The 23822-nt window shown below is 68.3% G+C and carries 24 protein-coding genes; 12 read left to right on the top strand and 12 right to left on the bottom strand.

Annotated elements, in window-relative coordinates; genetic code table 11:
- Window positions 1-12 precede the first annotated feature (12 nt).
- From KB221_09615 to KB221_09605, 3 genes are read right to left on the bottom strand one after another with little or no spacing between them, the layout of a single operon-like run.
- Window positions 13-753, bottom strand: coding sequence for a hypothetical protein (locus KB221_09615; GenBank protein ID WIY68357.1), 741 nt, complete (start codon window positions 751-753; stop codon window positions 13-15).
- A gap of 5 nt (window positions 754-758) precedes the next feature.
- The gene (locus KB221_09610; protein ID WIY68356.1) at window positions 759-1355 is read right to left on the bottom strand and encodes a winged helix-turn-helix domain-containing protein; all 597 of its coding nucleotides are present in this window, start codon (window positions 1353-1355) and stop codon (window positions 759-761) included.
- A gap of 42 nt (window positions 1356-1397) precedes the next feature.
- On the bottom strand, window positions 1398-2711 hold the full coding sequence (locus KB221_09605) for a diguanylate cyclase (protein ID WIY68355.1): 1314 nt from the start codon (window positions 2709-2711) through the stop codon (window positions 1398-1400).
- A gap of 164 nt (window positions 2712-2875) precedes the next feature.
- Between KB221_09605 and KB221_09600 the strand changes: the two genes are divergently transcribed.
- Window positions 2876-3832: a YihY/virulence factor BrkB family protein gene (locus tag KB221_09600; GenBank protein WIY68354.1), complete on the top strand. Its 957-nt coding sequence runs from the start codon at window positions 2876-2878 to the stop codon at window positions 3830-3832.
- Here KB221_09600 and KB221_09595 read toward each other — a convergent pair.
- Entirely contained in the window at window positions 3795-4025 is a 231-nt protein-coding gene (locus KB221_09595) for a sulfurtransferase TusA family protein (protein WIY68353.1), read from the bottom strand. The two genes, KB221_09600 and KB221_09595, sit on opposite strands and share 38 nt — an antisense overlap.
- The gene (locus KB221_09590; protein WIY68352.1) at window positions 4022-4513 is read right to left on the bottom strand and encodes a CinA family protein; all 492 of its coding nucleotides are present in this window, start codon (window positions 4511-4513) and stop codon (window positions 4022-4024) included. Before KB221_09590 ends, KB221_09595 begins: the two co-directional genes overlap by 4 nt.
- Before the next feature lie 84 nt (window positions 4514-4597).
- Here KB221_09590 and KB221_09585 point away from each other — a divergent pair, with 84 nt between their 5' ends.
- The gene (locus KB221_09585; protein ID WIY68351.1) at window positions 4598-6910 is read left to right on the top strand and encodes a fused MFS/spermidine synthase; all 2313 of its coding nucleotides are present in this window, start codon (window positions 4598-4600) and stop codon (window positions 6908-6910) included.
- Here the strand turns inward: KB221_09585 and KB221_09580 are convergent.
- Window positions 6897-8036 carry a bifunctional 2-C-methyl-D-erythritol 4-phosphate cytidylyltransferase/2-C-methyl-D-erythritol 2,4-cyclodiphosphate synthase gene (locus KB221_09580; protein WIY68350.1) on the bottom strand — a complete coding sequence of 380 codons (1140 nt, stop codon included), beginning with the start codon at window positions 8034-8036 and terminating at the stop codon, window positions 6897-6899. The two genes, KB221_09585 and KB221_09580, sit on opposite strands and share 14 nt — an antisense overlap.
- Window positions 8037-8148: 112 nt before the next feature.
- Between KB221_09580 and KB221_09575 the strand changes: the two genes are divergently transcribed.
- The 5 genes from KB221_09575 to KB221_09555 are packed head-to-tail and all read left to right on the top strand — an operon-like array spanning window position 8149 to window position 14255.
- Window positions 8149-8574: an MAPEG family protein gene (locus tag KB221_09575; GenBank protein WIY68349.1), complete on the top strand. Its 426-nt coding sequence runs from the start codon at window positions 8149-8151 to the stop codon at window positions 8572-8574.
- Window positions 8575-8617: 43 nt separating this feature from the next.
- Complete coding sequence (gene dusB, locus KB221_09570) at window positions 8618-9670, top strand: tRNA dihydrouridine synthase DusB (protein WIY68348.1); 1053 nt, start codon at window positions 8618-8620, stop codon at window positions 9668-9670.
- On the top strand, window positions 9667-11970 hold the full coding sequence (locus KB221_09565; GenBank protein ID WIY68347.1) for a PAS domain-containing sensor histidine kinase: 2304 nt from the start codon (window positions 9667-9669) through the stop codon (window positions 11968-11970). The genes dusB and KB221_09565 overlap by 4 nt, the downstream gene beginning before the upstream one ends.
- Before the next feature lie 9 nt (window positions 11971-11979).
- Complete coding sequence (locus KB221_09560) at window positions 11980-13395, top strand: sigma-54 dependent transcriptional regulator (GenBank protein ID WIY68346.1); 1416 nt, start codon at window positions 11980-11982, stop codon at window positions 13393-13395.
- Window positions 13392-14255: a D-amino-acid transaminase gene (locus KB221_09555; protein WIY68345.1), complete on the top strand. Its 864-nt coding sequence runs from the start codon at window positions 13392-13394 to the stop codon at window positions 14253-14255. Before KB221_09560 ends, KB221_09555 begins: the two co-directional genes overlap by 4 nt.
- A 9-nt stretch (window positions 14256-14264) precedes the next feature.
- On the opposite strand, the gene KB221_09550 is transcribed toward KB221_09555, so the two are convergent.
- A complete protein-coding gene (locus tag KB221_09550) occupies window positions 14265-14759 on the bottom strand; it encodes a hypothetical protein (GenBank protein ID WIY68344.1) in 495 nt (164 codons plus the stop codon).
- Between the two features lie 189 nt (window positions 14760-14948).
- Between KB221_09550 and hfq the strand changes: the two genes are divergently transcribed.
- Complete coding sequence (gene hfq / locus KB221_09545; GenBank protein ID WIY68343.1) at window positions 14949-15194, top strand: RNA chaperone Hfq; 246 nt, start codon at window positions 14949-14951, stop codon at window positions 15192-15194.
- Window positions 15195-15365: 171 nt separating this feature from the next.
- Window positions 15366-16679 carry a GTPase HflX gene (hflX, locus tag KB221_09540; protein ID WIY70901.1) on the top strand — a complete coding sequence of 438 codons (1314 nt, stop codon included), beginning with the start codon at window positions 15366-15368 and terminating at the stop codon, window positions 16677-16679.
- 64 nt (window positions 16680-16743) lie between these two features.
- On the opposite strand, the gene KB221_09535 is transcribed toward hflX, so the two are convergent.
- The 3 genes from KB221_09535 to KB221_09525 form a co-directional block, all read right to left on the bottom strand.
- Window positions 16744-17052, bottom strand: coding sequence for an endonuclease domain-containing protein (locus tag KB221_09535; GenBank protein WIY68342.1), 309 nt, complete (start codon window positions 17050-17052; stop codon window positions 16744-16746).
- Window positions 17053-17240: 188 nt separating this feature from the next.
- Window positions 17241-18032 carry a nucleoside triphosphate pyrophosphohydrolase gene (mazG, locus tag KB221_09530; GenBank protein ID WIY68341.1) on the bottom strand — a complete coding sequence of 264 codons (792 nt, stop codon included), beginning with the start codon at window positions 18030-18032 and terminating at the stop codon, window positions 17241-17243.
- Window positions 18029-19417 carry an MFS transporter gene (locus KB221_09525; GenBank protein WIY68340.1) on the bottom strand — a complete coding sequence of 463 codons (1389 nt, stop codon included), beginning with the start codon at window positions 19415-19417 and terminating at the stop codon, window positions 18029-18031. Before KB221_09525 ends, mazG begins: the two co-directional genes overlap by 4 nt.
- Before the next feature lie 142 nt (window positions 19418-19559).
- Between KB221_09525 and KB221_09520 the strand changes: the two genes are divergently transcribed.
- From KB221_09520 to ygiD, 3 genes are all read left to right on the top strand, one after another.
- Complete coding sequence (locus KB221_09520) at window positions 19560-20438, top strand: D-alanyl-D-alanine carboxypeptidase family protein (GenBank protein ID WIY68339.1); 879 nt, start codon at window positions 19560-19562, stop codon at window positions 20436-20438.
- Window positions 20435-20902, top strand: coding sequence for a hypothetical protein (locus tag KB221_09515; protein WIY68338.1), 468 nt, complete (start codon window positions 20435-20437; stop codon window positions 20900-20902). The genes KB221_09520 and KB221_09515 overlap by 4 nt, the downstream gene beginning before the upstream one ends.
- 110 nt (window positions 20903-21012) lie before the next feature.
- A complete protein-coding gene (gene ygiD, locus KB221_09510) occupies window positions 21013-21729 on the top strand; it encodes a 4,5-DOPA dioxygenase extradiol (protein ID WIY70900.1) in 717 nt (238 codons plus the stop codon).
- Here ygiD and KB221_09505 read toward each other — a convergent pair.
- On the bottom strand, window positions 21726-22145 hold the full coding sequence (locus KB221_09505) for a DoxX family protein (protein WIY68337.1): 420 nt from the start codon (window positions 22143-22145) through the stop codon (window positions 21726-21728). The two genes, ygiD and KB221_09505, sit on opposite strands and share 4 nt — an antisense overlap.
- A gap of 81 nt (window positions 22146-22226) precedes the next feature.
- Window positions 22227-23786, bottom strand: a complete 1560-nt coding sequence (locus KB221_09500) for an AMP-binding protein (GenBank protein ID WIY68336.1) — start codon at window positions 23784-23786, stop codon at window positions 22227-22229.
- Window positions 23787-23822 lie beyond the last annotated feature (36 nt).

The raw sequence follows: 23822 nt of genomic DNA, 5'->3' as shown, positions 1-23822 counted from the left end.
GGATGGCTCCAGTCAGTCGCAGCCCGGTGCCACGGTCTCGAACCGCGCGTCCCACCAGCCCTGCCAGCGGGTCTGCAACCCGGCGAGGGTCGCTTCGCTGAAGCCATAGGTGGTCAGGGTCATCATGGTCGTTCCGCGCGGATGCTTTTCGGTCGGCGGCTGATCCACGACAACCAGCAGGCCGTCACCCCAGGCGTCGACGGTCACGCCGGTCTGGTGGCGCGCGAGGAACCAGACCTCGCCGGCGGCGTCGGCATCCGGCCCCATCGGCATGGACCAGCGTTCGCCCGGCGCGGGGGCGGCGTCGAGACCCAGAAGCGAGCGCGCGAGCCGGTCCTCGCGGGGCGGGCCCGAGAAGAACAGCGTGCGGCGCGTCTGGCCGGGGTGGCGGGCGAAGGCGAAGGCCAGCTGCCAGGTGAAGGAGATCCAGCCCTCGATCATGCCGTCGAAGACGTCGGACCAGTCGCCCGCAGGCGCTGAGCGCACGACCCGGACAAGGCAGGCGTCGCCCCGGGCCTCGACCTCGTAGCGGTCGTTGACGCCGACAAAGGTGACCACCCGCTTCTCGTCGTCGGCGCTGGCGTGGGTGACGAAGATGAAGTCGATCTCGTCCTTCAGCCCCTCGGTCTCCCAGCCGAACCACTGGTGGATCTTCTGCGGGTCGCGGAGGGCGGCCCAGACCGCGTCGGCGGGGGCGGGGACAGTGACCTCGACGAGGACGTGGTCCTCCATGGGTTTGGCGACTTCGGTCATGGCGGTCAGTTCCTGGCTGGGGCGGATTTGGCGACGGCGGGATGGGCGACGGCGGTGAGCCGGTAGCGCCGTCCGGAAGGCGCGGCGTATTTGCGGGCGAGGGCGGCCACAGCGGCGCTGACCTCCTCGGTGAAGGCGTCGAAATCGGCCGGGATGGCGAAGGTCACGTCGGCCTCGACCGTCAGGGTCAGCAGGCGCGAGCCCTCGGCGGCGGCATCCTGGCGCATGCGGGCGACATCGCGAACCATGGCCGATGCGGTCGAGATCAAATGGTCCGCGGCGTGACGGTCCTGGGCCTCGACCGCGTCGGGGTCGGGCGGAGCCTGCATCATGCCGGGGTCGAAGACGTGGTTCCGGGCGGCGATGAACAGGCGTTCGGTGAAGCCACGCTTGCGGCGCTCTCCGGCCAGCTGGACCAGACCGGCGGCCTCCAGTGCGTTCAGATGGTAGCCGATGTTCTGACGCGGCAGGCCCAGTCGCTCGGCCAGTCCGGCCGCCGACGCCGGCTCGGTCAGGGCCGTCAGGATGCGACGGCGAACCGGGGCCAGCGCCAGAAGGGCGGTGTCCAGATCATCCAGCAGGGCGGAAGGTCGGGCCGTCATGCCCTCAAAATGTATTAGACAAAAATATTTGTCAAATGGATGTCAGGCGGAGGTCCGGACGTCCCTTGAGGCCCGCTCCAGCACCGCCGCCGGCGATTCCCCGACGCTGACTTCGGCCACGCCGACCTCGAATTCGACCACGAAGGGCGAGCGGTCGGGACCGGCGTCGAAGGCGGTGCAGCCGATGACGGCGGCGATCCGGTCGGCGGCGATTCGGCCCGCCGGTCCGTGGGTCGCCGGCAGGGCGAGGGCGAAGACGTCGGGCGAAAGCCGGGCGGCCGTGTCTTCGGTTCGGATCAGGCGCGAGACCATGGCCCCGATCTGGGGCAGGGCGCGGTCCAGCCAGCCGCCCTTGCGCGCCTCGGCCACGGCCTCGGTCTCCGAGACGCGGAGCACGGCGACCGACAGCGGGCGGCGGCGGAGACGGGCCCCCTCGGCGACGCGCGCGAGGTGGCTGGCGAACAGTTCCGGCGTGAACAGGCCGGTTGTGGGATCGGTCAGGCCCGAGCCGCGGGCGCTCTCCAGTGCCTTGCGGATGGCAACGTGGCGGCGATGCGCGCGGGCGAGGGCGGTGATCCGCTCGGCGGTCTCATCCTCGGGCGTATCGGCGGCGGCCACGTCGGCGAAGCCGCGGTTGTAGAGCTCCGACAGATTGATCTCGCCGGAGCCCCGCAGATAGAGCACCGCCGGGATATGATAGAGCCGCGTGTTCCGCTTCATGCCCGAAGCGATGGACAGGGCGGGCGTATGGTCCTCGGCGCCCCAGAGCACGGCGGCGTCGAACGGCCGTTCGTGCAGATAGTCGAACGCCGTGTAGGGCGTCGGCGCGGCCACGACTTCACAGCCCCGTTCGGTCAGGGCGTTGGAGAGGGCGAGGAAGTGCCGGTCCGGCTTGCCCGCGGCGAGGACGCGCAAGGGCGTGGCATCGATGACGACGCTGGGCAGGGGCTGGCCCCGTGCGGCGAAGGTCGCCTCGCGCAGCGACACCTCTTCCTCGGCGATGGCGGACCGGACGAGATTCTCCAGTCTCAATGCCGCCTGGGCCGCGTGTGGCGGGGCGGACATGACGATATCGGCCACCCCCGGCTCCCAGGCCGCGGCCTGGGGCCCGATGGCGAGCACCGGCAGGCGACGCGGCGTGACGGTCCGGCGCAGGGCCCCGATGCCTTCGACGGCGTCCGGCAGGCGGGCGTCGAGAATCACGGTCTCCAGCGGCCAGTCGATCAGCACCTGAATGGCGCTGCCCAGGGAGCGGGCAGTCACGGTCCGCCAGCCAAGGGCGTCAAGGCCCTGACACAGCGGGCCGATCAGGTCATCGTCGGGGGCGACGACCAGAATGCGTGGATCGGAACCCAAGGGCAAAATCTCCAGCCGCTCCCAGCCCGGGCGCGGTCTCATGCTTGCGGACCATAGCGAGCGCAGGCGGCTACAGGCAACGGCTGGCTGTCGCAATCCACGCCGGTGTTTCCCCGGGGGCGAATTGCGGTAGTAGTGCGAGCTTGCAGGGCTCGGGGACCGGATTGCAGGCGAAATCAGACATCGAAGCGGCGGCCCGCTGGGCCACGCCCATGCTGTGGGGGCACCTGTCGGTCAAGGCGTTCACGCGCAGCTGGGGCCGCGACGTGATGCTCTACACCGGGGGTGTGTCCTTCTTCGCCCTGCTGGCGGTCTTTCCGGCCATCGCCATCCTGATCGGCTTCTACAAGGCCGTGCTGTCCATCACCCAGGTCAGCGAACAGGCGGCGGCGCTCGCCGATGTCATGCCGACGGCGGCGCGGGCCATCTTCCGGCTGGAGATCGAACGGCTGGCCAATGCCTCGGCCCGGACCGTTTCGGCCCAGAGCTTCTTCGCCGTGGTCATCGGCGGCTACGCCGCGCATCGGGGGTTCAAGGCCCTGCTGGCCGGGCTCAACCTGATCCACGACGAGAAGGAGCCGCACGGCTTCTTCAAGTTCAACCTGCTTGCCTTCTTCGTCGCCCTGGCGGCCTTCCTGCTGTTCACGGTTGTGTCCGGCGCGGTGGTGACGTCACGCCTGCTGGAGCACGCTGGTCCGGAAGGGGCGGTAGCGTCCAGCGGCGGCGTGCCGCTGGACGGCCTGTGGCCCGCGCTGGGCCTCGCGATCGGCCTGACCATGCTCTACCGCTACGCCATGTCCCATCGCACGCCGGTGGCCTGGGCCCCGTCCATCGCGGGCGGGGTGGTGGCCACGGTGATGTCGACCGTCTCGTCCTGGCTCTGCGCCATCTACGTCGAACAGATCGCGCCCCTGGGGGCCACCTATGGCTCGGTCGGCGCAGTGGTGGTTCTGCTGATCTGGCTGTCCTGGAACGTCAACGCCATCTTCTACGGGGGTGCCTTCGCCACCGAGATGGAGATCGCGGCCCGTTCCATGGGTGCACCGGAGATCGAGCCCGACGAGCCTCTTCCGGACTCTGTGGTCAGCCTGTCGGACCGCCGGGCGTCGCGACCACGATAGTCAGGACGCCGTCGGCTTCGCCGATCGAGAGGACCTCGCCCCCCAGTCCGGCCATCAGATGTGGCACGTCGATCCGGGCCATCGGATCGGTGGCCAGCAGGGTCAGCTGTGCACCGGGCGCGGCCTCGCGGATCGCCTTCTGAAGTTTCAGGCTCGGGGCAGGGCAGCGGTGGCCGCGGGCATCGACGATCATGCGTCGATCCGGTCCAGCAGCAGGCCAAGCGCCACGCGGACGCTGGCCAACCGGACCGCTTCGCGACCGGCGTCGCCGAAGCGGTGCGCGGCGTGGATCGTTCCGGCGGGCCCGACCGCCCCGAAATGCACCAGGCCCACCGGCTTGTCCGCCGTGCCGCCGCCGGGTCCGGCGACGCCCGTCACTGAGACGGAGACCTGCGCCTTCGAGCGCGCAACGGCACCCTCGGCCATGGCGCGGGCGACCGGTTCCGATACCGCGCCGTGGGTGTCGACCAGGTCTGCGGGCACGCCCAGAAGTTCCGTCTTGGCATCGTTGCTGTAGGTCACGAACCCGCGCTCGACGACCGCCGAGGAGCCGCCGATCGCTGTCAGGGCACCGGAGACAAGGCCGCCGGTGCAGCTCTCGGCCGTGGCGATCATCAGGCCCCGCGCGGCGGCGGCTTCGATCACCTGACGGGCGAGGGTCTGGATGTCGTCAGGGAACATGCGTTCTGGGCCTTCCGGAAGGGCGGCGAGTCGGTTCAGGGTGGCGCAATGCGCCCGGAGACGGCGCCAGCATACGGGGCGGGCATGAGCGACACCACAGGGGACTCCGGCATTGTGTCGGGCGCGCCGGACCGGCTGACGCCGATCCTGTTCGCGGTCGCCATCTTCACCTCCGCGGCGCTGGTCTTTGTAGTCCAGCCCATGGTGACCAAACTGGTCCTGCCCATGCTGGGCGGATCGCCGGCGGTGTGGAACACCGCCATGGTCTTCTTCCAGACCGCGCTGCTGGCCGGCTACGGCTACGCCCACCTGTTGCAGAGGGTCGGATCGATCAAGCTCCAGGTGGGGATCCATCTGGCGCTCCTGCTGGTTGCCGCCCTGTTCCTGCCGCTCAGTGTCAATGGCCTGCTGGGCGATCCGGATCCCGCGGCACCCATCATGTGGCTGCTGGCCACCCTGACCCTTTCGGTGGGCGCACCCTTCGCCGTGCTGTCCGCGACCGCGCCCTTGCTCCAGGCCTGGTACGCCCGGGTCCGGGCCGGCCACGCCGATGGCCAGAACCCCTATGTCCTCTATGCCGCCTCCAACCTCGGCAGCTTCCTGGCCCTGCTGTCCTATCCGATCCTGATCGAGCCGCTGGCGACCCTGTCGGGTCAGCGGTGGGGCTGGAGCGGAGGCTATGTCGCCTTCATGCTGATGGTCGTGGCCCTGGCCTTCACCGTCTGGCGCCGGCGTCTGGACCAGACCGCCGAGCCGGCGCAGCTTGAGGCCAGCGCGCCGATCTCCTGGCGTGAGAAGGGCATCCTCGTCCTGCTGGCGGCGGCCCCGTCCAGCCTGATGCTGGGCGTGACCTCCCACCTGTCGACGGACGTCGCCTCGGCACCCTTCCTGTGGGTGCTGCCGCTGGCCCTCTACCTGCTGACCTTCGTCATCGCCTTCCAGAACCGCCCGTGGATCCCACTGAACGTCACCCTGATCATCCAGGGGGCGACCGGTGCCATCGTGGTCCTGATCGTGGCCTTCCGCTCCGCCAACTGGTCGCTGGCCTTCGGCCTGCACCTGACCGCCTTCTTCTTCGCCGCCCTGATGTGTCACCAGCTGCTCGCGTCGAGGCGGCCGCCGCCGGACCGGCTGACGGAATTCTATCTGCTGATGTCGCTGGGCGGAGTCGTCGGCGGGGCCTTCACGGCGCTGCTGGCCCCGGTGATCTTCAACATGGTGTGGGAGTATCCGCTGGTGCTGGTGCTTGTCGGCCTCGCCCGCCCGTGGGGCAAGGGGCAGTTGACCGGGACTCACATCGGAACCCTTGTCGCCGCATGCGCGGTCGCGGCCTCGCCAGTGCTGCTGTCGATCTGGCTCAATGCCAATGACGACGCGCGTGGCTGGTTCTACGCCAACTTCCCGTTGGGGATGGATCAACTGGCCATGGTCATGCTGATGCCCGCGGCCATCTGCGCCTTCCTGCTCCGGGACCGGGCGCTGCTGTTCACCGCCATCCTGCTGATGATCACCCTGTCCGCCCAGTGGATCGCGCGGGGGTATGACTGGAGCTATTCGGAGCGCAGCTTCTTCGGCGTGATGCGGGTCGCCAATGCGCCTGACCCGCGTCTGGGCGGCGACGTCCATGTGCTGATGCACGGCACGACCCTGCACGGGGCGCAGGCGCGCGACGGGCAGTTCGACTGCGTCCCGACCCTGTACTACGCCGAAGCCACGCCGATCGGTCAGGCGGCGACCATGGTCGGCCGGCGCGGTCCGGCCCGGATCGGCGTGGTCGGCCAGGGCTCCGGTGCCATGGCAACCTACAAGCGCACCGAAGACACCATGACCTTCTTCGAGATCGACCCGATGGTGGATCGGCTGTCCCGCGATCCGCAGTGGTTCAGCTACATCTCCACCTGCGCGTCCGGCCCGATCAACACCGTGCTGGGCGATGCCCGTCTGACCCTGGCGAAGGAGACGCCGGGCTCCTACGACCTGCTGATCATCGACGCCTTCTCGTCAGACGCGGTACCGACCCACCTGCTCACGGTCGAGGCGATCCAGGGCTATCTGACGATGCTCAAGCCCGATGGAGTGGTGCTGTTGCACCTGTCCAACCGCAACCTCGACATCACCATGCCCGCCGTGGCGGCCGCGCAGGCCCTGGGCAAACCCAGCCTTCACCAGCTCTATTATGAGAGCGACACCACGCCCGAGATGGCCGAGGCCTCGACCGAGGCCCTGATCCTGTCGCCGACGGCGGAGGGTCTTCGCGACTTCAGCGCCGACCAGCGCTGGAACAGCCCGGCCCGGACCGCGGTGCGGCCGTGGACGGACGACTACGTCAATCTGTTCGGGTCGCTCCAGCGCAGCATGTTCGACACGCCCGAGCTTCAGGCGCTCAGGAGCCAGTAAGCTCGATCGTGGCGATGGCCTGAGCGGCCAGGCCTTCGCCACGGCCGGTGAAGCCCATGGCCTCGGTCGTCGTCGCCTTGACGCTGACCGCGTCGAGCGGGAGCGACAACAGTTCGGCGAGGCGCTCGCGCATGGCCTGACGGTGCGGTTTTACCTTCGGCCGCTCGCAGATCAGGGTGACGTCGACATTGACCAGCCGTCCGCCGCGCGCGGCCAGTCGCTCGACGGCGTGGATCAGGAAGCGGTCGGACGAGGCCCCCTTCCACTGCGGATCGGTCGGCGGGAAATGGTCGCCGATGTCGCCGTCGCCCATGGCCCCGAGGATGGCGTCGGTCAGGGCGTGCAGACCCGCGTCGGCGTCGGAATGGCCGATCAGCGTCTGGTCGTGCGGAATCTCGACGCCGCACAGCCAGACCGTAGACCCCGGCCCCCAGCGGTGCGCGTCAAAGCCCTGACCGACCCGGGTCTGGCGGGGGATGAGCGCTTCGGCCATGTCGAAATCCTCGGGGTAGGTCAGTTTCATCAGCCTTGAATCGCCGGCCACCATGGCGACGGTCTGTCCGGCGGCGCGGGCCACTTCGACGTCGTCGGTCGGTGCCGGGCCTTCGGGCCAGGCGGCATAAGCGCGTCGGATCGTCTCCAGCCGGAAGCCCTGGGGCGTCTGGGCCCGCCAGAGTCCGTCCCGATCGACCGACTCGCCCAGCAGGTCGTCCGCGCCGCGACGCAGGCTGTCGGCGACGGGCAGGACGGGCAGGGCGGCCTCATGATGTTCCAGCGCCGCCAGAACCCGGCGGATCGTGGCCCCGTCAAGGAAAGGGCGGGCGGCGTCATGAATCAGAACCCGCGCATCGGCCGCCGCCGTCAGCGCGTCCAGGCCTGCCTGGACCGAGGCCGCGCGGGTCTCGCCGCCGGCCACGGCGGACCAGCCTTCGAGGCCGGCCAGCGCCTCGGCGGCCGCGGCCTCGGCACCGGCTGCCACGACCACGACCAGCTCGGAGGCCCCCGCGGACAGCAGGGCTTCCGCGGACCAGCGCAGGACGGGCCGGCCCCCCAGTCTGCGCCACTGTTTGGCTTCGCCTGCCCGGGATCCGGTTCCGGCGGCGACGATGATGGCGGAGAAGCTCATGGGGCCGCTTCTATCGACCCGGCGCGAGCCTGACGAGGCCTCCCGGCACCGGGTCGATCCGGTTTTGACAAGGGGCTGTGGCGGAGTCAGCCTCCCGTCGGGAGGACTTTCGATGGTGCATCTGATCCTGCAGCCGGTCATCGCTCTGGTGCTCTGGTCGATGGTCATGTGGGGCTGGCTCTACGCCACCCGCGTGCCGGCCATGCTGAAGACGCGGCCGAAACTGGATCCAACCCTGCCGCGTGACGTCATGCTCGGGGGTCTGCCGCCGCGGGTGCGCTGGAAGGCCGACAACTACAATCACCTGATGGAACAGCCGACGCTCTTCTATGCGACCATGCTGACGCTGGCCTTGCTGGAACAGGGCGACGCGCTGACCCTCGGACTGGCCTGGGCCTATGTGGTGCTGCGGGTGTTGCACAGTCTCATCCAGGCCCTGGTCAATGTGATCCTCGTCAGGTTCTCTGTGTTCATGATCGCGAGCGGCGTCCTGGTCGTCCTCGCCCTCCGCGCCGCGATGGCTGTCTTCCAGGTCTGAGTCCGGGTTGGACCCGGACCGCTAAAGGCCCTATCTGCCCGCCATGCAAAACGGCCTGCAGATCGGTGACGTGTGGGTGCCCGGCCGGGTGCTGACCGCGCCCATGACCGGCATCACCGACCTGCCGTTCCGGCGGCTCGCCTCGCGGCTGGGCGCGGCCTATGTCGCGACCGAGATGGTGGCGGCCGCTGAACTGGCGCGGGCCCGACCCGATGTCGTGCGCCGAGCGGCCGTGGGTGAGGGCCTGCCCCTGACGGTGATCCAGCTGGTCGGCCGCGACCCGGCCGCCATGGCTGAAGGCGCGCGGATGGCGGAACAGGCCGGTGCCGACATCGTCGACCTCAATTTCGGATGCCCGGCCAAGGAGGTCACGGGGTCCGCCTGCGGCTCGGCCCTGATGCGGACGCCCGAACTCGCCTGTCGCCTGATGCAGGCGGCGGTCGAGGCCACCAGCCGGCCGGTGACGGTCAAGATGCGGCTGGGCTGGGACGACGCGCACCGCAATGCGCCCCTGCTGGCGAGGCGGGCCGAGGAGATCGGGGTCCGGGCGGTGACCGTGCATGGACGGACCCGGCAGCAGTTCTACACCGGCGTCGCGGACTGGACCGCCGTCGGCGAGGTCAAGGCGGCGGTGGGCATTCCGGTCATCGTCAATGGCGACATCCTGACCGCCGACGATGCGCGTGAAGCCCTCAGGCAGTCGGGTGCCGACGCCCTGATGCTCGGCCGCGGCGTCTATGGCCGACCGTGGCTGGCGGCGCATATGGAACGGGCCCTGGCCGACGGGACGGTGCTGCTGGAGCCGGACCGGGAGGAGCGGCTCGGCATCGTGATCGAACACCTGCGCGCCTCGGTCGCCTTCTACGGCCTGCCGCTTGGGCTGAAGATGTTCCGCAAACACCTTGGCTGGTACGTCGAACAAGCCCCTTGGCCGGCGGATCCGCTGGAGCGGCGTGCGGCCAAGGGACAGCTGTGCCGGCTGGAAAGCCCCGAAGCCGTCGAACAGGGTCTGGCGGCGCTCTGGACCGAAGTGACGCATTCCGGCAACTCGGGTGTTGATATTCCGCCACAGGTGGTCGACACTGCTGTGGCATGACGGATACGCCCGCCGCCGAGACAGAGCCCGCTCCGCCCGCTGATCGACGCGGCGCGGTTCGCTGGTTCTCCGGCTGGTCTGAAGAGCGCCGTCGGAACGGCTTCCTGATCGCCTACGCCGTCGCCTTCCTCGTCACTGCCGCGGCCATCTGGCTGGTGGCGGTCGCACCGGGGGCCAGCGGGGAGGGCGCGCGGGCCGCGGCCAGCCAGGCCGTTCTGGCCATTCTCGGGGTCAATCTGCTGCTGATCGGCGGGCTGGCCGTCGTTGTCGGCCGTCGCGCCCTGATGCTGTTCCGCCGCCGCACCGATGCGGGGGCGCGTCTGCACCTGCGTTTCGTGACGCTCTTCTCCATGGTGGCTCTGATCCCCGCCGTGCTGATCGCGCTGGTCTTCGGCGTGCTGGTCAACCGCGGCGTGGACCAGTGGTTCAGCGACAACGTCCAGTCGGCCGTCACCAACAGCGCCGACATCGGGCAAGCCTATGTGCGGGACGTGAGCCTGCAGGTTGAGTCGGATCTGGAGACCATCACAGACGAACTGGCCGCGCCTGAGGCGCGTGCCCGTTTTGACTATCCGATCCAATTCTCTGAACTCCTCGCCCAGATCGCTGACCTGTTCGGCTATCCGGCGCTCTATATTGTCGATGGAGACGGGCAGGTGCTGGCGCGCGGCGAACTGCCGGACGCGCCGCCCTATTTCGCCCCCTCGCGCGAGGATCTCGAAACCGCCGCGGGCGGACAGACCGCGCCGATCGAGGTGACCGAAAATCCCGACGCCATTCGCACCCTCTATCCGCTGACGGGGTACGGTGACGCCTATCTGTATCTGGTCCGGCCGATGCAGCCCGGCCTGATCGCCCAGATGCGCAACGGCGAGGACTCCATCGCCGCCTTCCGGGAAGCGAAGGAGAGCCGCGCGCGGATCCAGACCGCCTTTGCCCTCGGCTATTTCGAGACCGCCCTGCTTGTGCTTGTCGGCGCCATCTGGCTCGGCATGGGGGCCGCCAGTTCGATCTCGGCACCCATCGGCCGTCTTGTCGAGGCGGCGGACCGGGTGGCCTCGGGCGACCTGACGGCCCGCGTCGATGGCGAGGATGGACCCGGCGAGATCAAGACCCTTTCGGCTGCCTTCAACCGCATGACCGGCGACCTTGAGGCCCAGCAGGCCGCGCTGAGGGCTGCCAGCGAGGAAGCGACGGGCCGCAGCCGGTTCATCGAGACCGTGCTGTCCGGCGTCTCGGCGGGTGTCATCGGCCTCGATCGCCGGCGTCGGGTCTCGGCCATCAACGACAGCGCCGTCGAGCTTCTGGCCATCCGCGACCCGGCCATCATCGGCCGGCCGCTGGGTGAGGTCTCACCCGAACTCAGCGAACTGGCCGCCCGCGCCGAGGCCCATATCGAGGAAGAGATCGATGTCAGCCTCGAGGGCGAGACCCGCCGACTGCGCGTCCGCATCGAGGGCGGCGTCGGGGGCGAGATGGTCCTGACCTTCGACGACATCACGCGTCTGGTCACCGCCCAGCGCAACGCCGCCTGGCGCGACGTGGCCCGCCGCATCGCCCATGAGATCAAGAACCCCCTGACCCCCATCCAGCTGTCGGCCGAGCGTCTGCGGCGGCGCTATCGCAGCCAGGTCGGCGAGGATGTCGAGGTGTTCGACCGCTGCACCGAGACCATCATCCGTCAGGTCGGCGATATCGGCCGGATGGTGGACGAGTTTTCGTCCTTTGCCCGCATGCCGGCACCGCGCTTTACCGCCGTCGATCCGGCGGAACTGCTGCGCGAGGCGGTGTTCGCCCAGCGCGTGGCGGCGGCTGCGGTTGGCGTTGAACTGATCGAGCCCCTGCCCAGTATCGTGCTGCACGCCGACCGGCCCATGGTCGGCCAGGCCCTGACCAACATCCTCAAGAACGCCGGCGAGGCCGTGTCCGCGCGACGGGCCATCGCCCCGCGCGACGGTGACGGCGACCGCCCGGGCATTTCCGCGCGCCTGCTGGTCGAGGACGAGACCGTGGTCTTCATCATCGAGGACGACGGCATGGGCCTGCCCGCCAAGGACCGCGATCGCCTGACCGAGCCCTATGTGACCACGCGCGAGAAGGGTACGGGCCTCGGCCTGGCCATCGTCAAACGCATCTGCGAGGAACACGGCGGCGAGTTGAAGCTCGCCGACGCCGAGACCCTGGCCGGCGCGCGCGTCTGCCTGATCTTCCCCCTGAAATCCCAACCGAAACCGACCGGCGCCGCCGGGACGAAGGAGGCGAAAGCTTCCCGGTCCCGCACCGTTCCGGCCGCCGAATAGCGAGGCGTCATGCGATCCACGGGAGCCGACATTCTGGTCGTCGACGACGAGGCCGACATCCGCGAACTGGTCTCAGGCCTGCTCGAGGATGAGGGTCACGGCGTGCGCGTCGCCTCCAACTCGGACGAGGCCCTGGCCGCGATCCGGGCCCGGCGGCCGTCGCTGGCCCTGCTCGACATCTGGATGCAGGGCGGCGGTCTGGACGGACTGGAGCTGCTCGACGTCATCAAGGAGCTGGATCCCGACCTGCCGGTGGTGATGATCTCGGGCCACGGCAACATCGAGACGGCCGTCACCGCGCTCCAGCGGGGGGCCTATGACTTCATCGAAAAGCCCTTCAAGTCCGATCGCCTCGTGGTCGTTGTGCAGCGGGCGCTTGAGGCGTCATCGCTGAAGCGCGAGAACCGTCGACTGCGGGCCCAGGTCGCAGCGCCGTCCGGTTTCATCGGCCGCTCGGCGGCGGCCCAGACCCTGCGCAGCACCGTCGCCAAGGTCGCCCCGGCCAACAGCCGGGTCCTGATCTCGGGGCCTCCGGGCTCGGGCAAGGAGCTTGTGGCGCGTCAGATCCACGAGGCCAGCGCCCGCTCCAAGGGTGAGTTCGTCGCCATCGCCGCCGCCGGGATGACGCCCGAACGGCTGGACATCGAACTGTTCGGCGAAGAGGGCCACGACGGTCGCCCGCGCAAGATCGGCGTCTTCGAGCGCGCCCACAACGGGACCCTCTATCTGGACGACGTCGGCGACATGCCGCGCGAAAGCCAGAGCCGGGTTCTGCGCGTGCTGGTCGAACAACGCTTCCGCCGCGTCGGCGGCGAACAGGACGTCCAGGTCGACATCCGCGTGGTCACCTCGACCTCGCGCGACCTGAAGGTCGAGATCGCCGAGGGCCGGTTCCGCGAGGACCTGTTCCACCGCCTGAACGTCGTGCCGATCCGCGTGCCGGCCCTGTCCGAGCGGCGCGAGGACATCCAGGAACTGATCGACTATTTCATCGACACCCTGTCGGCGTCCCAGGGCCTGCCAAAGCGCCGCCTCGGCGACGATGCCATCGCCGTGCTCCAGGTTCATCCCTGGCCCGGCAACGTCCGTCAGCTGCGCAATAACGTGGAACGGCTGCTGATCCTGGCCACCGGCGATCCTGACCAGCCGATCAGCGCCGACATGCTGCCGCAGGAGGCGACCAACGCCAATTCGACCGGCACGCTCGGCGGCGAGCGGATCATCGCCCTGCCGCTGCGCGAGGCCCGCGAGGTGTTCGAGCGCGAATATCTGGCGGCCCAGATCATGCGCTTCGGCGGCAATATCTCGCGCACCGCGGCCTTCATCGGCATGGAGCGCTCGGCCCTGCACCGGAAACTCAAATCCCTGGGCGTGTCCCCGTCGAGGGGCGGCGAAGACGATATCGAAGAGGCAATCGAAGAATGAGCCGCGTCGCCTATGTGAATGGCCAGTACCAGCCGCATGGTCAGGCCGTGATCCATGTCGAGGATCGCGGCTTCCAGTTCGCCGACGGAGTCTATGAGGTCTGGTCGGTGTTCGACGGCCGGATGGCCGATTTCGACGGCCACATGACCCGCCTGCACCGCAGCCTGAACGAGCTGCGCATCCCGATCCCGATGACGCCCGAGGCCCTGACCCGCGTGCTGAACGAGACGGTCCGGCGCAACCGGGTGCGTGAGGGGCTGGTCTATATCCAGGTCACCCGCGGCACGGCCCGCCGGGATCACCCGTTCCCGCCGGAAGGCACCCCGCCCAGCGTTGTGATCACGGCGAAATCCCTGCCGCTGTCGAAGGGCAATGCGGCGGCGAAGAAGGGGGTGGCCGTCGTCACCCATCCGGACATCCGGTGGGGCCGTTGCGACATCAAGACGGTCGGCCTGCTGCCCAACGTCCTCGCCAAACAGGCGGCCAAGGAACGCGGCGCCGCGGAGGCCTGGATGGTCGACGAGATGGGTCTGGTCACCGAGGGCTCGTCGACCAACGCCTGGATCGTAGACGAGAACGGCACGCTGCGGACGCGGGACACCCAGGCCAATATCCTGCACGGCATCACCCGCGCGGCGGTCATGGCCCTGATCGCCGACGAGGGTCTGGCCTTCGAGGAAAGGGCTTTCTCTGTGGACGAGGCCAAACGCGCGCGCGAGGCCTTCTACACCTCGGCCAGCGGCTTCGTGATGCCGGCGACCTCGATCGACGGCGTGAAGATCGGCAACGGCAAGCCCGGTCCGATCGCGACCCGGCTGCGGGAGCTGTATCTCGATCAGGCGATGCGGGACGCGGTCTGATCCGCGCGGTCAGTTCGAAGGCATGACCCGGGGGAGAATGCCGGTGGGCTGGCGATACGGCTGGGTGCAGGGTTCGTCTGACGCTACCGCGACAGGCGGGTTGTCGATGTCATACTCGATGTAGAGCATCTCATCATGGATCGCGGCCGCGACGAACACCGTGCAGTAGTCCGCTCCGCCTCTACAACTCCGCCGAAGCACCTCCCACGTTCGGGGTCTGCCCCCTTGATACGTGCAGACGCGCAACTGTGCTGACCGGGCCAGTTCCTTCGATGCTCGCACCGGAATGCCGACCCGTCCGTCAGGCGCCACAATGAACGGCCAGCGCGCGCGCTCATGCGCAACCATCTCGGCTCCCGTTCTCGGTGGGGTGTCCTGCCGGCTCGCTCCTGTTGCAAACAGAGCCAGCAGGATAACCCCGCAGACTTTGGTGACCGGACGACCCGTCAGACGAACCGCATCCATTGACCTGACCCCTGCAAGGTTGAGTGTGACGAAATACACCACCGGGGGCTCGATTCGGGAAGCGGCTGGTGTCTTCCTGCGATCCGAAGCCTTGACCAGAGGTACCGCCACGCCATCCAGGCGTTGCGGACCTGTATGGCCGGTGGCTAAGGTGCCGGGCCGGACATTCGATCCAGCCCCGCGCCGCTCCCTCGGCCGGAGAACAAGCAAGAACAGGCTGAACCTGCCATGTCGCAAGACAAGTCCAAGAACCTTCAGGACACCTTCCTCAACAGCGTCCGCAAGACCAAGACGCCGCTGACCATCTTCCTCGTCAACGGCGTCAAGCTGCAGGGCATCGTGACCTGGTTCGACAACTTCTGTGTGCTGCTGCGCCGCGATGGCCAGTCGCAGCTGGTCTACAAACACGCCATTTCGACCATCATGCCGTCCGCGCCCGTGCAGCTGTACGAGCCGGAGGCGGACGAGGACTGACGGCCCGGTCCCTTCTGCCGTCACCCTCGGGCTTGACCCGAGGGCCAGACGTGGTGCGGCGATGCGTCAGGGATGGCCCGATGGCCGGCGACTTCCTATCTGTCGACCAGCACCACGAAATCCGGTCCCCGGGTCAAGCCCGAGGATGACGGCGTAACGAAAGCCCGAGACCTGACCACCAAACATATCGACCACGCCGTCCCCCTCATCCGGGCGGTCGTCATCCACCCCGAACGCTCCGACTCCGGCGCGAGTGAAAGTTCGCGCCAGTCGGTCGAACGTCTGGAGGAGGCCGTCGGCCTCGCCCGGGCGCTGGACCTCGACGTCCGCGGGGAAGAGATCGTGCGCATCCGCAAGGTCACGCCCGCCACCCTGTTCGGCTCGGGCAAGGTCGAGGAACTGGCCGCCCTGGTCCGCGCCGCCGAGGCCGAGGCCGTGGTCATCGATGACCAGTTGTCGCCGGTGCAGCAGCGCAATCTGGAAAAGGCCTGGGACTGCAAGGTCATCGACCGCACCGGCCTGATCCTCGAGATCTTCGGCCGCCGCGCGCGCACCAAGGAAGGCCGGCTGCAGGTCGAGCTGGCGCGGCTCGACTATGAGAAGTCGCGGCTGGTGCGGACCTGGACCCACCTCGAGCGGCAACGCGGCGGCACCGGCTCGACCGGCGGCCCCGGCGAGACCCAGATCGAGCTCGACCGCCGCCTGATCGCCGACCGCATCGTCAAGCTCAAGGTCGAGCTGGACGAGGTGCGCCGCACCCGCGGCCTGCATCGCAAACAGCGCCAGAAGGTGCCGTTCCCGACCATCGCCCTGGTCGGCTACACCAACGCCGGCAAGTCGACCCTGTTCAACCGGCTGACGGGTTCGGACGTGGTGGCCAAGGACCTGCTGTTCGCCACCCTCGACACCACCCAGCGCACCATCCGTCTGCCGCAGGGCCGCCCGGCCATCGTCGCCGACACCGTCGGCTTCATCTCCGACCTGCCGCACGAACTGGTCGAGAGCTTCCGGGCGACGCTGGAGGAGGTGGGCGAGGCCGACCTGATCCTGCACGTCCGCGACATCGCGTCACCCGACAGCGAGGCCCAGTCGAAGGACGTCGAGGCGGTGCTGAAACAGATCGAGACGCCCGAGGGCAAGACCCGCCGGGTGCTCGAGGTCTGGAACAAGATCGACCTGCTCGATGACGAGGTCCGCGAGGCCGTGCTCGGCCAGGCCGAACGCCTGTCCCGCGAGGGCCGGGCGGTCGCCGTCTCGGCCTGGACCGGGGAGGGGATCGAACCCCTGCGCGACACCATTGCCGGCCTGATCGACGACGACCCGGAGACGGAACTGGTGCTGTTACCCGCGCAGGGCGAGGCGCTGGCCTGGCTCTATGAGAACGGGCGGGTCACCCGCCGGGAGACGGACGACGAGGGCCGCACCCATGTGGTCGTGCGGCTGCACCCGGCGGCGCTGGGCCGGTTCGAGCGGCAGTTCGGGTAATCGTCTCCTCCCTGTTCGCGAAGCGAATGGGGAGGGGGACCACGCGAAGCGTGGTGGAGGGGTTTCAACCGCACCGCTCCCGGGCGATATGCGCGATGAAGTCGAGGACTCCGTCAAGCTCAGTCCTCACGCTGTCGGCCGCAAGCCGAATAACCCGGATGTTCTGCTCCCGAAGCCAGACAGTCCGCCGTCGGTCATGTGCGATGCGGTCCGGACGCTCGTGACCCCGTCCATCCACCTCGACTGCCAGCTTCGCTGCAGCACAGTAGAAGTCCAGGATGTAGGGGCCGATCGGATGCTGACGGCGAAACTTCAGTCCCGCCAGTCGCTTGCCGCGCAGACAGGCCCATAGCCGCATCTCCGGTGGCGTCATGCGCCGGCGAAGCTCGCGGGCCCTCTCGACTGTCAGGAGCGCTGTCACCCCTCCACCATGCTTCGCATGGTCCCCCTCCCCATGGCTTCGCCACAGGGAGGAGACGGTAGGTGCGTACGTTAAGAGTGTCTACATAATACCATCTAGGGTGATATTCAGTTGCCTCCGCACCTTGTGGGGAGGGGGCGTCAGCTGCCGCTGCGCTCCGCCGCCTTCGCCGCGTCCCACAGCCCGTCCATCTCGGCCAGATCGCTCTGCTCCGGTCCGCGCCCGTCTTTCGCCAGCTCGGCCTCGATAAACCCGAACCGCCGGACGAATTTCGCATTGGCCCCGCGCAGGGCGTCCTCCGGCTCGACGCCCAGCTTCCGTGCCAGATTGGCCACCACGAACAGCAGGTCGCCGACCTCGCCGCGGGCCTTGTCCAGGTCCCCCGCGGCGATCTCGACGCGCAGTTCGGCGACCTCCTCGTGCAGCTTGTCGAAGACCTCGTCGGTCGAGGGCCAGTCGAAGCCGACGCGGGCGGCGCGTTTGGTCAGCTTCGCCGCCCGCGCCAACGCGGGCAGGCCCACCGGCACGTCGTCCAGCGCGCCGTGCTGGGCCTTGGCCACGCGCTCGGCGGCCTTGATGTCCTCCCAGCGCGCCTTCTGGGCCACGCCATCCGGTTTCGCCGCCTCGTCGCCGAACACGTGCGGGTGGCGGCGTTCCAGCTTGTCGGCGATGGCGTTGGCCACGTCGTCGAAGGCGAACAGCCCCTGTTCCTCGGCCATGCGGGCGTGGAAGACGGTCTGGAACAGCAGGTCGCCGAGCTCGGACTTCAGCTCGTCCATGTCGCCGCGCTCGATGGCGTCGGCGACCTCATAGGCCTCCTCGATCGTATAGGGGGCGATGGTGGCGAAGGTCTGCTCCACGTCCCACGGACAGCCGCCGTCGGGGTCGCGCAGCCGGGCCATGATGCCGATCAGGCGGTCGATAGGTGTCATGCGGAGGCCGTCGCCGCGCCGTCGCGTTCTTCCAGCGCCTTGCGGATCTCGTCGTGCCGGGCGGGCGTCAGCGGATAGCCCTTGAGCACCAGCGCCGCCGCCGCCAGCAACAGGCCGGGGACGAGGATGAACAGGATCTGCAGCGTCAGCAGCGAGCCCTCGCTGTTGCCCTCCGGCCCCGGAAGGGCGCTGAACCCGACCCACTGCAGGATCAGATAGGGGATCAGGGCCACGACATGGCCGATCTTGGTCGTGGCCGACAGGATCGAGAACATCAGACCGGTGCGGTCCACGCCCGTGTCCAGCCGCACCTCGTCGCCCGCGTCGGCCATCATGGCCCGCAAAAGGAACAGGCCGGCCGCATAGGGCAGGCCGGCGATGAACATGGCGGCGGCGGTCAGGGCGAAATTGCCGCCCGGGACCAGGGTCGCCCCGATGTAGAAGGCCGCGAACACAAGGCTGGCCGTCGCCAGTGCCTTGTCCTTGCCGATGCGGGTCGCGAGCCAGGCCCAGAAAGGCGCTCCGACCAGTCCGGCGACGAAATAGAACAGCATGAACAGCGACGCCTGGGTGTGGTCGTAGCCCTTGATCTGGCCGAAGAAGAAGAACAGCAGCGAGCCGGTGATGCCCGGTGCGACGCCCAGCAGCAGGTCGGCGAACAGCAGCTTGCGCACCGTCTTCTTGCTGAACAGGCCGAGGTAGGCCTTCGGCCCGCCATGCGGCGCGGCACCGGCGTTGACCGGCTCGGGCACGACGAACATGGCCAGGCCGATGGTGACGGGCAGGGCGATCATGATCGCCCAGCCCATGATCCGCACCCCCGCGGCGTAGTCGCCGATGCCGGTCTTCACCACCACCGTCGGCAGGATCAGGATCAGGATCACGCCGATGATGTTGAACACCTGCCACCAGCCATAGACGCGGCTGCGCTGGTCGTATTGAGGGGCAAGCACCGCCGCCCAGCCCAGCTGGCCGAGAGTGCCGATCGAGAAGCCGAGGTAGAGGACCAGCAGCCAGCCGAACAGATAGGCCGCGCCGGCCCCCGGCTGGACCAGGACGAACATCATAAGGGCCGACAGCATCAGGATCGGCGTCGAGATCGCCATCCACGGCCGGTATCGGCCCCACTTCGTCTTCGTCTTGTCCATGCCCCAGCCGATGAACGGGTCGAAGACGATGTCGATCAGCCGCACGGCCATGAAGACCGCGGCGACCACCCCCAGCTCCAGCCCTACATAGGTCGCGTAGAACTCGGGCAGGGTCACCGGCAGGGCGACGCCGAAGGCCGCCAGCGGCAGGCAGGGGCCGGAGAAGGCGGCGAGGATGGCGTTGGATCGGCGCGCCGGAGCGGCGGCTGGAGGCGCAGTCGGGGCGGCGTCGGTCATGGATGCGTCCGGCGGTCCGGCCCTGAGTCGGCCGTTCGGACACCATGCCGCCTTTGCGCGCATCACGCGAGCCGTCGACCCCGCGTTCTGTCCCGGCGTGAAGGGCCTTGCAGCGGACACAGAGACAGGGTCAGCTTCCCCGATGCCGATACGTCTGCTCCTGCTGCTGATCAGCGCCCTCGCGACCGTCCTGGTCGCCGGGCCGGCGAAGGCGCAGGCCGAGTTCTGCGACCGCCAGATCGAGGACTGGGGCGGCCCGGCCCTCGCCAACGGCATTTCGCTGCATTCGCTGGAATGGGCCCCCTTCGGCTCGGCCGAATGGGGTTGGGAGACCTATGTGCCGCTGATCCAGCAGGAACTGGCCACCGGCTGCGCGGCCAGTTCTCCGGTCTTCGCGCGTCGGCTGGCGGACTTCCAGACCGCGCATCAACTGCCCTCGACCGGCATATTCGACCAGGCGACTTTCCAGACCTTCCGCGGCCTGTGGCAGGAGCGCCGGCCCTTCATCATGGCGCGGGTCCGCGAGGAGCCCTGTCCTGATCCGCCGCCCCTGTACCAGCTGGGCTATCTGGTCGCGTCCGAGGAACACGCCGACCGTCTGACCCGCCTGCTGCGCCGTGATGTGCTTGAGGCCTATCGCCAGATGGTTGCTGCCGCCCGGGCCGAGGTGCCCGAGGTCGCCAACGATCCGGAGCTGCTGCAGATCTTCTCGGGCTTCCGGGACCCGGAGGCCGATGCGGCGCGGTGCGCGGCGGCCGGCAATTGCGACGGCGTCCGCCGTGCGGTCTGTTCACCGCACCGCACCGGCACGGCGGTCGACCTCTATGTCGGCCAGGTCGTCGGTCTCGGCGTCGACAACACCTCGCCGCCCAGCCGTCTGCACATGAGCCGCGGGGCCACCTATCGCTGGCTGGTGAAGAACGCCGGCCGTTTCGGCTTCGTCCCCTACGCCTTCGAGCCCTGGCACTGGGAGTGGGTCAGTCCGGCGAGCGGCTATGCCGGGCCGCCGCCGCCGTCGTGATACGGGCCCTCACGGACGGAGAACGCGCGCTGGCGGTCGAGGCCTTCGGCGACGCCCTTGCGCTCGACTTCATCCGATTCCTGCCTGCGCCGTGGCCTTTCGACCGCGCCTTTGTGCCCGGGCGCTGGTTCGGACGGGAGTGGATCGTCTGGCCGGCGCGCACCCTGCCATCGGACGTATCGGCTGCACCCCTGAAGCTTCAGGCCCTGCTGATCCATGAACTGACCCACGTCTGGCAGGCGCAGCAGGGGGTCAATCTCCTGACCGGCAAGATCCGGGCGGGCGATCGACCCGCGTCCTATGAATATCCGGTCGGGGTGGACTGCGACTGGGGCGGCCTGAACATCGAACAGCAGGCCATGGTGGTCGAGCACCGGTTCCGCCTGACGCGCGGCCAGCCGGCGCCGGCGGATCCAGCCTTTTATGACCGGGTCTGTCCGATCGGTCCGCGGATCAGTGGTTGAGGCTTGCGCCGCCTGTCCCGCAGCCCATATTAGAAACATACACTGTTTCTAATAGAATGAGCCCAACCCTGATGCGCCAGCCCGTGATCTTCTTTGGCCATGGTTCCCCGATGAACGCTCTCGGCGGGCCTTACGCCGACGCCTGGCGCGCGCTCGGCGAAGCCGTCGGGAAGCCGAGGGGCGTGGTCATGGTCTCGGCCCACTGGGAGACGAACGGCCTGGCCGTGACGGTGCAGTCGAAGCCCGAAACCCTTCACGATTTCGGAGGCTTCCCTGACGAACTGCATGCGATGCAATACCCGGCGCCGGGCTCACCCGAGCTGGCCGCGCGGGTCGCCACGTTGACGGGAGCGACGCCGACGACGCAGTGGGGCCTCGATCACGGGACCTGGTCGGTGCTGGCCCATGTCTGGCCCAAGGCCGATGTTCCGGTGGTCCAGTTGTCGCTGGACCGCGGCCTCGAAGCGCGCGGTCATCATACGCTGGCGAAACGCCTCACGGCGCTGCGGGACGAGGGGATCGTCATCGCCGGCTCGGGTGACTTCGTGCACAATCTGCGGACCTGGAAGCGGGCCGGCGGAGAGGCCTACCCCTGGGCCTCAGGCTTCAATGAAGCGGTCAAGGCGGCCTTGCTGCGCGGCGACGACGAGGCCCTGATCGACTGGGTCGGGCTGGCGGAGGACGCGCAGATGAGCGTCCCGACCGACGAACACTATCTGCCGCTGCTCTACGTCGCCGCCCAGCGCAGGCCGGGCGACGACGTCAGCTTCTTCAACGACGTCATCGAGGGCGGTTCAATCTCGATGACGGGCGTGCGGATCGGTTAGGCGAGGTCGGTCTTGCGCTTCAGGACGTGGTCCAGGGCCCAGGTGCCCGGTCCGGCAAAGGCGAGATACAGGAAGACCCAGCAGTACAGCGCCGCCAGCTCGCCCTGGTTGACCATCGGGAAGAAGGACGCGCCACCGAACTGCCAGTGGAACTGGGCATAGGCCACGGCCATCATGCCTGACATGAGGAAGGCGACCGGTCGGGTGAACAGCCCGAGGACGATCATCGCCCCGCCGACCAGCTCCAGAACGCCGCCGACGCCCATCTGGCTGGCGATGTCGAACGGACCCATGGCGGGGGCCGGGAAGCCGAAGATCTTCTGCGCGCCGTGCTGCATGAACATCAGGCCGGAGACGATGCGCAGCCCCGCCAGCGCCTTGTCGGCATGGGGATCGAGTTTGGAAAACAGGCTCATGGTCAGTTCCTTCCGTCACCGGCCCGGCTCGGACCGTTCGTCATATTGAAACTGTTACTGTTGCAGTCAAGAGCTCGTCCGTCAGGCGGCCTTCTCCAGTTCGGCCATCTGCTGGATGCGGACATAGTCGGTCTTGCCGGTGCCCAGCACGGGCACCTCGGCGACGCGCATGATCTTCTTGGGAACGGCCAGTTCGGGCGCGCCGTGGCTGCGGGCCCATTCGGCCAGACGGGCGACGTCGGCGTCCCGGCGGTCGGTGACCAGCACCAGCTTCTCGCCCTTGCGCGCGTCGGGGATCGAGACCACGGCGTGCCGCGCCTCGGGCCAGACCGCGCTGGCCAGACCCTCGACCGCGGTCAGGGACACCATCTCGCCGCCGATCTTGGCGAACCGCTTGATCCGGCCGAGGATCGAGACATAGCCGTCCTTGTCGATGTCGACGATGTCGCCCGTGTCGTGCCAGCCGCCGGGCAGCGGTTCGACGACCTCGGGGTCATTCGGCGACAGATATCCCTGCATCACGTTCGGCCCGCGCAGGAAAAGCCGCCCCCCGTCCGGAATGCCCTCGACCGGATCGAGCCGCCATTCCATGCCCGGGATCATCTGGCCGACCGTCCCCGGCCGGTTCCGGTCCGGGTGGTTGATCGCCACAACGGGGGCCGCCTCGGTCGCCCCGTAGCCTTCGAGCAGTTTGAGGCCGTGGAAGCGGGTGTTGAACAGGTGGTGGGTCTCGGGCCGCACGCGCTCGGCGCCGGCGACCACAAACTCCAGGGTGTCGAAATCATCGGGTGACGCGACCCGGGCATACTGGTTCAGGAAGGTATCGGTCGCGAACAGGATCGAGGCCTTCACCTCGGGTAGCAGCTCAACGATCTGTTTTGCGTGCAGCGGCGAGGGATACTGGAATGCCTTCATGCCGTTCAGCAGCGGCAGCATGACCCCGCCCGTCAGTCCGAAACAATGGAACGTCGGCAGCGGGTTGAACATCACCCACTCCGGCTTCAGGTCAATATGCTGGGAGCCCTGCCGACAGTTGGAGACCAGATTCCACTGGCTGAGCACCACGCCCTTGGGGGCGCCGAAGCTCCCGGAGGTGAAGAGGATGACGCCCGTCGAGGATGGTTCGGTCCTGACCCTGAATTGTCTGGGCAGCATGCCGGCCAGCAAGCCATAGGCCTTGTCCTGCAGTCCGATGGTTTTGCGGATATCGTCCAGCCAGACAATCTCGGCGACCTTGCCCAGTTCCTCCATCAGGTCTTCGAGCTTGGCCTGGTTGATGAACCGCTTGGCGGAGAGGACCTTCTTCAGCCCGGCGGCCTTGATCGCCGCCTTGATGTTGGCCTGACCGGACGTGAAATTCAGCATCACAGGCACCCGGCCATGCGCATGCAGGCCGAAATAGGTGACGACGACACCAGAGCTGGAGGGCAGCAATATGCCGACCCGCTCACCCACTTCGGTCATCGCGGCGATCTTGCGGCCCAGCACAAAAGCGGAGCGGATCAGCCCGGTGTAGGTCAGCGGATTCCGGTCGATGTCCTCAAGGATTTCCTTGTCGCCGAATTTTTCCCGGGCGGAGATGAGGGCGTCAAAAACCGTTTCCTCAACGTGACGGGGATCCAGGGGTACGCGCAAGTCCATCCTCCGTGCGGCTGCGGTTTGTCCCGCGCCCTTTTT

This window comes from Aquidulcibacter paucihalophilus (genome assembly GCA_030285985.1).
Classification (GTDB): domain Bacteria; phylum Pseudomonadota; class Alphaproteobacteria; order Caulobacterales; family Caulobacteraceae; genus Brevundimonas.
Note: the sequence above shows the minus strand (reverse complement) of the source record. Positions and strands in the feature narration are given on the sequence as shown.